The organism is Mycobacterium sp. NAZ190054, assembly GCF_001545925.1.
In the GTDB taxonomy this organism is placed as follows: domain Bacteria; phylum Actinomycetota; class Actinomycetes; order Mycobacteriales; family Mycobacteriaceae; genus Mycobacterium.
Map to the genome: position 1 here is coordinate 1 of NZ_LMVQ01000427.1, position 1,921 is coordinate 1,921.

Annotated in this window: 3 protein-coding genes and 1 pseudogene; 1 reads left to right on the forward strand and 3 read right to left on the reverse strand. The window is 70.3% G+C overall.

Going from position 1 to position 1,921, the window contains the following annotated elements; all coding sequences use genetic code 11:
- From ASJ79_RS23360 to ASJ79_RS23370, 3 genes and pseudogenes are all read right to left on the reverse strand, one after another.
- Positions 1–300, reverse strand: a pseudogene (locus tag ASJ79_RS23360) (hypothetical protein); the annotation flags it as partial.
- Between the two features lie 124 nt (positions 301–424).
- Positions 425–1,036 carry a recombination mediator RecR gene (gene recR, locus ASJ79_RS23365; RefSeq protein ID WP_014818017.1) on the reverse strand — a complete coding sequence of 204 codons (612 nt, stop codon included), beginning with the start codon at positions 1,034–1,036 and terminating at the stop codon, positions 425–427.
- A 4-nt stretch (positions 1,037–1,040) separates the two neighbouring features.
- Positions 1,041–1,382: a YbaB/EbfC family nucleoid-associated protein gene (locus ASJ79_RS23370; RefSeq protein ID WP_067960546.1), complete on the reverse strand. Its 342-nt coding sequence runs from the start codon at positions 1,380–1,382 to the stop codon at positions 1,041–1,043.
- Positions 1,383–1,498: 116 nt separating this feature from the next.
- On the opposite strand from ASJ79_RS23370, the gene ASJ79_RS23375 reads away from it, so the two are divergent.
- Positions 1,499–1,921, forward strand: a 423-nt coding sequence (locus tag ASJ79_RS23375; RefSeq protein WP_197420343.1) for an N-acetylmuramoyl-L-alanine amidase, incomplete at its 3' end; no start/stop codon positions are given.

Consider the following 1,921-nt stretch of genomic DNA (forward strand, 5'->3'; position numbering starts at 1 on the left):
GTCGACCGCGTCGGCACGGATGATCAGGCCCCGCTGCGGACGGCTCTTCACCCCGGTCACCTCGATCGGGATGTCGGCGTCGACCCACGGCGCCCCGTGCAGCGCCGCGGCCGCCAGCCCGGCGATCACACCGTGCCGCTTGGTTGTCAGCCACGCGCCGACCGCCCGGTCGCGCAGCGAAACCTCGACGCCCTTGCGCACGAACACCCCGCGGTACAGCGGCGTGTACCAGCGTGCCAGCTCATGCCTTGTGACCACACCGGCTCGGACGGCCTCGCCGCCCAGTATGACTTCGCCCATGCCAGGCATCGTGCCAAGCCCCACCGACATTTCCCCACCGGTCACAGCTATCCGCTTTTCGCAGCGAAAGTCCGAGAAGACCGCCGCAAAACGTAGATACGTGTGACTCCTGAGAGCCCGCGAGTCAGGCCATCGCGCGGCGGCCCGCCAGCGCCCGACCCAGCGTCAGCTCGTCGGCGAACTCCAGATCGCCGCCCATCGGCAGACCCGACGCAATCCGCGTCACCGTCAGCCCCGGGATGTCGCGCAGCATCCGCACCAGATACGTCGCCGTCGCCTCGCCCTCGGTGTTCGGGTCGGTCGCGATGATGACCTCCGCGACCTCCACCCCGTCGACACGTTCGCCGATCCTGTTGAGCAGCTCACGGATTCGCAGTTGGTCCGGCCCGATCCCCGACAACGGGTCCAGCGCGCCGCCGAGCACGTGGTAGCGGCCGCGGAATTCGCGGGTCCGCTCGACGGCCTGCACGTCCTTGGGTTCCTCGACCACACAGACCAGCGACGCGTCCCGGCGCGGGTCGCTGCAGATGCGGCACCGCTCCTCGTCGCTGACGTTGCCGCACACCGCGCAGAACGTGACGCCGTCGCGGACCCGGTTCAGCACCGCGGTGAGCCGGTCGATGTCCGGCGGCTCGACCGACAGCAGATGGAACGCGATCCGTTGCGCGCTCTTCGGCCCGATCCCCGGCAGCTTGCCGAGCTCGTCGATCAGATCCTGGACAGGTCCTTCGAACAAGAAGTCACATCCCCGGCAGGCCCGGGAATCCCTGCCCGCCCATGCCGCCCGCCAGCGGACCCAGCCGGTCGTGGGCCAGCATGGTCACTTGCTTGGCCGCGTCGGCGATCGCCCCGACGACGAGGTCCTGCAGGGTTTCCACATCGGACGGGTCGACGACCTTGGGGTCGATGCGCACGGCGACGACCTCGCCGCTGCCCTTCATGGTGACCTGCACCAGCCCACCGCCGGCCTGGCCCTGCACCTCGGCGGCGGCGAGTGCCGCCTGCGCCTCCATCAGCTGCTGCTGCACCTGCTGGGCCTGGGCGAGAAGGGCTGACATGTCGGGTTGGCCACCAGGCTGCATGCTTGATCCTCTGTCGTCTTGATTGCGTCTCGGTCTCGACTTGGTTGCGCTCGTCCACAAGCGGCACTTCGGCCTTCCAGCGTAGTCGGCACGGGCGCTACCGTGTCGCCGTGCCCGTGCCAGCAATCCTGCGTGTCGGGGCCGCCACGGTGGCCGCGATGCTCGTCGCAACCCTGCCCGCCGGTCCCGCCCAGGCCGCACCCACCAACGTCGCGGGCAAGATCGTCTTCCTCGACCCCGGCCACAACGGCTCCAACGACTCCTCGATCAGCAGGCAGGTGCCCACCGGGCGCGGCGGCACCAAGGACTGCCAGGCCAGCGGCACCTCCACCGACGACGGGTTCCCCGAGCACACCTTCACCTGGGAGACCACGCTGCGCATCCGCCAGGCGCTGCACGCCCTCGGGGTGCGCACCGCGATGTCCCGCGGCGACGACACCGGACTCGGGCCGTGCGTCGACGAGCGCGCCGCGATGGCCAACGCACTCAGCCCGAACGCCGTGGTCTCCATCCACGCCGACGGCGGCCCGGCCACCGGC

Excerpts from the sequence above, each read along its gene's own strand:
- ASJ79_RS23370 (WP_067960546.1), bottom strand. The coding sequence starts at position 1,382 with ATGCAGCCTGGTGGCCAACCCGACATGTCAGCCCTTCTCGCCCAGGCC.